General features: G+C 30.8%; 4 protein-coding genes. 3 read left to right on the forward strand and 1 reads right to left on the reverse strand.

Going from position 1 to position 6,944, the window contains the following annotated elements; all coding sequences use genetic code 11:
• Positions 1-336 precede the first annotated feature (336 nt).
• Positions 337-2,037 carry a gliding motility lipoprotein GldJ gene (gldJ, locus tag VFS71_RS16160; RefSeq protein WP_326402571.1) on the forward strand — a complete coding sequence of 567 codons (1,701 nt, stop codon included), beginning with the start codon at positions 337-339 and terminating at the stop codon, positions 2,035-2,037.
• A gap of 65 nt (positions 2,038-2,102) precedes the next feature.
• The gene (locus VFS71_RS16165; protein ID WP_326402572.1) at positions 2,103-3,389 is read left to right on the forward strand and encodes a UDP-N-acetylmuramoyl-tripeptide--D-alanyl-D-alanine ligase; all 1,287 of its coding nucleotides are present in this window, start codon (positions 2,103-2,105) and stop codon (positions 3,387-3,389) included.
• Positions 3,390-3,437: 48 nt separating this feature from the next.
• Here the strand turns inward: VFS71_RS16165 and VFS71_RS16170 are convergent, their stop codons facing one another.
• Positions 3,438-6,335, reverse strand: coding sequence for a helix-turn-helix and ligand-binding sensor domain-containing protein (locus tag VFS71_RS16170; protein ID WP_326402574.1), 2,898 nt, complete (start codon positions 6,333-6,335; stop codon positions 3,438-3,440).
• Between the two features lie 355 nt (positions 6,336-6,690).
• On the opposite strand from VFS71_RS16170, the gene VFS71_RS16175 reads away from it, so the two are divergent.
• Positions 6,691-6,944, forward strand: a 254-nt coding sequence (locus tag VFS71_RS16175) for a carboxypeptidase-like regulatory domain-containing protein (RefSeq protein WP_326402575.1), incomplete at its 3' end; no start/stop codon positions are given.

A 6,944-nucleotide genomic window follows, 5' to 3' on the forward strand; every position in this document is an offset into this window, starting at 1 on the left:
AGCTTAGTATTTGGTGTTGTAGTATTTTTTTCTATCCAATCAATATTTATATCTCCTTTTATTTGAGCAAAAGTTATGATTGGGAGTAAAAGGATAAAACAAAATAAGAGGTTTCTCATTAGAATTGATGACGTAGGATATTGTAAATAATTGTTAAAAGTAAAAAAAAAATATTAAATGTCATTTTCGTTGTTTTGTGTAATAAAAAATATATTTTTGCGTTTTATTACATGTGTTAAAATTTTAATAAAAAATAAAGTTGAAAAGGGTTTTGTGATTTAATGTTTAATTATTACATTGCGCAACCTAAATTTTAATAATCACCTACTAGAAACTATGAAAGTAAATAAAACTATTCCCTTAAAGATGATGCTATCCCTGGCATTAATATTAGGGCTAGCTAGTTGTAGCAAAAAATCTAAATCTGACAGTGCCTCGAGAGGTACAGGTTGGAATGTAAGCAGCTCTAAAGGCGGTTTTACAAAAGGATCTGCCCATAAGACTCAGGAAACTGGACCTGGATTGGTATTTGTAGAAGGAGGAACTTTTACAAGAGGATTAGTTCAAGATGATGTAATGCATGATTGGAATAATGTTCCAAATCAACAACATGTTATGTCTTTCTATATGGACGAAACTGAAGTTACCAACTTAATGTATCTTGAATACCTTGAATGGTTGAAAAAAGTTTATCCTCCAACAGAAGAAAATTATAAAAATATTTATGAAGGCGCTTCGCCAGATACTCTTGTTTGGAGAAATAGATTGGGTTATAACGAGACAATGACCAATAACTATTTAAGACATCCAGCTTATGCTAATTATCCTGTTGTAGGAGTAAATTGGGTTCAAGCGGTTGAATTTAGTAAGTGGAGAACTGATCGTGTAAACGAAGCTGTTTTAGAAAAAAATGGATATTTAAAGAAAGATGCTAAGACATTAGATGTTTCTGCTGAAAGTAATTTTAACTCTGAAACTTATTTAGCTGCGCCTACAATGACTTACGGAGGAAACGAAGAAATTCTTTTGAAAGGAAAAGGAGCATCTAAAAAAGGACCAAAACCAGATAAAAATGGTAATGTGGTTGAAGAGAAAAATGTATATGCTCAAAGATCATCAGGAATTTTATTACCTGAATACAGATTACCAACCGAATCGGAGTGGGAATATGCAGCAGCAGCTGATGTAGGTCAAAGAGAATACAATATCTACAAAGGACAAAAGAAATATCCTTGGTCTGGTACTTACACTCGTTCTGGAAAAAGGTCAAACAAAGGTTTCCAATTAGCTAACTTTAAACAAGGTAATGGTGATTACGGTGGAATCGCAGGTTGGTCTGATGACGGAGCTGATATTACAAATGCTGTAAAAAGCTATCCTGCAAATGATTTTGGACTATATGATATGGCAGGTAACGTATCTGAATGGGTTGCCGATGTTTACAGACCAATCGTTGATGTTGAGACAAATGATTTTAACTATTTCAGAGGTAACGTTTACACTAAAAATAAAATAGGTAAAGACGGAAAAATTGAAGTAATCACTAATAAAAATGTTGTTTTTGATACATTAAGTAATGGTAAATTAGTGCCTAGATACTTGGCTGGTGAAATTGCTCAAGTTCCTGTTGATGATAATGAAACTTATTTGAGACAAAATTTCAGTACAAGCGACAATATTAATTACAGAGATGGTGATAAACAATCTAGTAAATATTATAAGTTTGGTGGTGCTGATGCTGATAAAGGAAAAACTTCAGAGAAAGAAATCATGTATAACGCTCCTAAACACAATGTGAAAATTGACAGTTTAGGAAACATGGAAAGAAAGTATGACAAGTCTAGTAAAAGAACTACTTTGATAAATGATGCAGTTCGTGTTTACAAAGGAGGATCTTGGAGAGACAGAGCTTATTGGTTGGATCCTGCGCAAAGAAGATTCTTCCCTCAAGATATGGCAACAGATTATATCGGATTCAGATGTGCTATGTCTAGAGTAGGTTCTAAATCAAATACAAAAAGATCACCTAGAAATTAATTTTTTTATATACAATACAATAAAAGCCCTTTCATTAGGGCTTTTATTTTTTAAACTATATTTATATGGATATTAAATACATTCATAGTTTGTTTTTGAAATGCGATTCTGTTTCAATTGACACACGGAAAATTGGGTCTAATTCATTTTTTGTAGCAATAAAAGGGGATAATTTTGATGCCAATACTTTTGCCAACGAAGCGCTTGATAAAGGGGCGTCCTATGTAATAATAGATAATAAAAATTATTACATTGACGAAAGAACCATTTTGGTTGAAAATAGTTTAATTGCTTTGCAGGAATTAGCTAAATTTCATAGAAATTATTTAAAATTACCTATAATTGCCCTTACTGGGAGTAATGGAAAAACAACAACTAAGGAGTTGATTAATGTTGTGCTTTCAAAAAAGTTCAAAACGAAAGCGACTATTGGGAATTTAAATAATCATATTGGAGTGCCCTTGACGTTATTGTCCTTTAATGACCAAACTGAAATGGGAATTGTTGAAATGGGGGCTAATCACCAAAAAGAGATAGAATTTTTATGTGATATTGCACAACCTGATTACGGGTACATCACCAATTTTGGAAAAGCACATCTTGAAGGCTTTGGTGGCGTTGAAGGTGTCATTAAAGGTAAAAGTGAAATGTATCATTATCTTTCAAATAATGACAAATTAGCATTTGTTAATCTTGAAGACCCTATCCAGGTTGAAAAAACTAAAGCTCTACAGTCGTATTCTTTTGGGATGAATAAAGACGTTGCTAACGTGAATGTAACTAGTGTAGAGGCTAATCCTTTTGTTTCTGTGACTTATTCCCAAAATACTATTTCAACTCATTTAATTGGCTTGTATAATGCAAATAACATTAATGCGGCAATTGCCATAGGAAATTATTTTGGTGTTGAGGAAAATGATATTAAACAAGCGCTTGAAAGTTATGTTCCCGAAAATAATAGGTCGCAATTAATGTCTAAAGGAACAAATGAAATTATTTTGGATGCTTATAATGCAAATCCTAGTAGTATGAAAGTAGCTATTGAGAATTTCATCCTTTTGGGCAAAGAAAATAAAATTGTTTTTCTAGGTGATATGTTTGAATTAGGTGATGAGAGTTTATTAGAACATAAAGGCGTTGTTGATTTATTAATGAATCAAAATGATATTGTTTGTTATTTTATTGGTAAAGATTTTTATCAGAATAAAACAAATAAATCAAACTTCTTTTTCTTTGAAAACTTTGATGCTTTTTCGGATTCCATTAAAAACATAAAGTTTGAAAATAATATGATACTAATTAAAGGTTCTAGAGGAATGGCTTTGGAACGAACCTTAGAGTTTATAAAATAATTTTTTTAATATTTAAAAAGCTCCTTCAGTAATTGAAGGAGCTTTTTTTTATTTGATACTCATTAAGTAGCCAATTAAATTTTCTTTTTGGTTTAACTCTAGTTTTTTCCTAAGTCTATATCTGGCTAATTCTACACCTCCTGTTGATATATTCATGAATTCTGCAATTTCTTTGGTAGACATATTCATTAATAAATAAGTGGCCAAATCCATTTCTCGTGGTGAAATTGTAGGATGTTTTTCTTTTAATTTTTTAAGAAAATCAAAATGCACATTTTTGAGATGTTTTTCAAGATCCTTCCAGCTTTTGTCAGTATTGACTTCTTTGGTAATACTTCTGTTTAATTTAGTGAATTGAGCTTTAGTTGTTTCATCAAACGAATTTGTGTTGATGTCTTTTAATTTATGAATAATTCCGTTTAATATTTTGTTTTTCTTAACAACTTGTAAGGTGTTGTTTACTAATTCCTTGTCTTTGGTCAGGATTTTTATTTGCAATTTTTCATTTTCTAATTTTTCAATTTCTTTTTCCAACTCATATTGCTCTTGTTTGATTTTAGTTTCTTTTTCTAAATATAATCTTCGTTGCTCCAGTGTTTCAAAATGTTTGTTTTTTCTTATTTTTATTCTGATTCTAAAGCGAACGTAATATACACAGCCGGCAGCCATTAGTAAGTAAAATAAATAAGCTAATGAATGTCTGTACCATGGAGGATATACTCTGAAAGCAATTGAGGTTTCATCAGATTGAATTCCATAACTGTTTCTTACTTTTACTTTCATTGTGTAATTACCTTCTTTTAGATTGGTGTATTCCTTTGTCCAACTGTTTGACCAAGGACTCCAATTTTCATCAAAGCCAACTAATTGATAAGAAAATTCTACATTTTCAAGATTTTCATAAATGGGAGAAGAAAATGTGAATTTTACTTGATTTGACGAGTATGGTATTTCATATTGTTCGATTGCTTTTTGTCCATTTCCTAGTATATAAGTATTTCCTGGGAACGTAAATGTTCTTACAAAAGCTTTTGGTTTGGTTGCAAAATTATTCAGGAGTTTGGAATCGTAATGGGCAAGGCCGTCAGTAAGTCCAATTAAAATGTTTTCGGAATTAATCGCATTTATAGACAAATAGTTGTAGACTAGATTACCTGTCAAGTTAGAGAATGGGGCAGCGCTATTTTTGTAACTATCGTCTTTGTTTTTCATTAACACCCCTAAGGATTCATTGTAGACATACCAAATATTTCCTTGACTATCTTCCCTTATAGTACTGACTTTTGGTATGTTTTTAAACAAGCGGGTTATCATTTTATCTTCAAAAAATAATTCTTGTTCATAGGAAAATTTGAAAAACTGATTATTGGTTTGAAAATAAATTTTGTTTCTTAACTGTTGAATGCTTCCAATTCCTGTGGCTTTATTTGTTAGGTTTTGATATGTTTTAATGGTCTTAAATTGTTTTAAATCTTTGGTTAATGTCAGTTGTTGAATTAAATTGTCTTTTTTTATCCAAATGGATTTATCGTCCAGTTCAAATTCGCCAATAGATTTAATAAGCCCTCCAACTTTATTTCTAAACTGCCAACCATTTGTTTTTTTTTCAAATATTGAAAAACCATTGTAGTTGGAACCAATTAAATAATTCGGATGATTCGGTATTTGCTTGAATATCCAATATCCTACATTGTCTAAAGTTTTAAAAGATTTGCTACCCTCAATTAATAACGCACCCCTGTTATGTGCGCACAACAACTCTCCATCTATAACTTGAATGTTCCATGCCTGTCCAGTTGTTCCTTCCACAAGTTTAAAAGTATCTTCTTTAAAGGTGTGATCCCAGGAATGGTAAAATAAACCTTGATTTGTGGCTACATATAAATTCCCTTTATAGACAACCGAGGCATAAACCGTACTTAAATCAAAACTAGAACCAAAATAGGTAAAGGGAGAATTTTCATTAATAAAAGTGATTCCATTGTCAAGACCTAGCCAAAGATTACTTTTACTATCAACAAACGAAGTAAGTACTGTGTTGTTTTGGATTCCTTTTTTATGGTTGATTTGTTGAACTATTCTGCCATTGCTGTCGCAGATAATAATACCGTTCAAAATAGAATTAAGAACTATGTAGTTATTTTGAATGATCGACCCTCCTAAGCAACTATTTTTTTTAACAAATTGGTTGGCTTCGGTTTCCCATGGAACCATGCTTTCATTATTATACAAATAAAGTCCTTTGTCCAAAGTCGCAATTAATATTTTATTATTTGGCATCGCAAACATTCCCCAGATTTCTGTGTCATTCAAAAAGGTTGTGCCTTTTAAAGGAATAAGTTGTCCATTGCTATACTTCATTAGGCCCATTGAAAGATCTTGAAAATAAAGATGATCGTTAACTTGAAATGAAAATTGGAATTTGTTCGGGGCTTCTAGTATTTTTACTTTATTATTCTTAAAGATATATGTGGTTTTGAAAGACTGAAAAAATACAGCGCCTTTGTAAAAATGAATTTTCCAAATATTATCAATTATTTTGGGATTATCCCTCTTTATGAGTTTGGAAACAGAAAAGTATTCTAGCTTCCCTTTTGAATTAGGTTTGAAATAGCCAAATTCATTATAACCTCCAACGAAAATTCTGCCTGAAGCATCAATTTTAAGACATCTAACAAATGTAACATTTGGCATAGGGTATTTTGTCCATGCGGAACCGTCAAATTGCAAGAGACCATTATTATTTGCAAAATATAGATTGCCATTCTTGTCTTGTTCGATATTCCAATTTTGGGTTCCTCCTTTGTATTCTGTTCTGCTGAAATTCTTGATATGTGGCAATCCAATTTTTTTTACTTGTCCCAAAGATGTATAAGGCAGGTTGGTTAAAATAAGCAGTAAAAAAAAGCCAGTTAATTTGATGTATTGGTATTTATTGTGTGCCATTGATTGAATTTAAGTTTATAGTTTTATTGGTTTGTATAATTGATTTTGATGTGTTTTTAATTAACGGTCAAGAGTCTTTAAAGACTGAATTTGAATGGTTTTTAATAGATTTTAAGCTAAAGTATTTAATTTATCACAATTGTAGTGGTTTTTTTAAATTAATATTTCTTTAACTAACAATTTTTTATATATAAAAGATTGTAAAACAATAATTTATAAAAGTTTTGATGTGTTTTTGTTATGTAACTACAACGTTTTTGATGTGTTTTTGTAGTAGTTTTTAATTATCAATGTAAAAATTTTGTCCTTACTATTGCATTAAATAACTAATTAATTAACCAAAATAATCAGAAAAATGAAATTATTAAAAACATTTATTTTTTGTATTTCGTTAATCTTATTCTCAGTTTATGGCCATGCACAGGAAGCATCCATTAACGGAAAAGTGATTGATGAAAAGGGCTTGCCAATTCCAGGGGCAACCATTGTTTTAAATGGAACAACAACATCAGTAGCGACAGACTTCGATGGTAAGTTCCAAATTAAAGCCCCTAAAGATGGAAGTTTGACTATCAGTTTTATAGGGTATAAAACGGTTCAAGAGCCTAT

The organism is Flavobacterium sp. (assembly GCF_035760125.1).
GTDB lineage: Bacteria > Bacteroidota > Bacteroidia > Flavobacteriales > Flavobacteriaceae > Flavobacterium.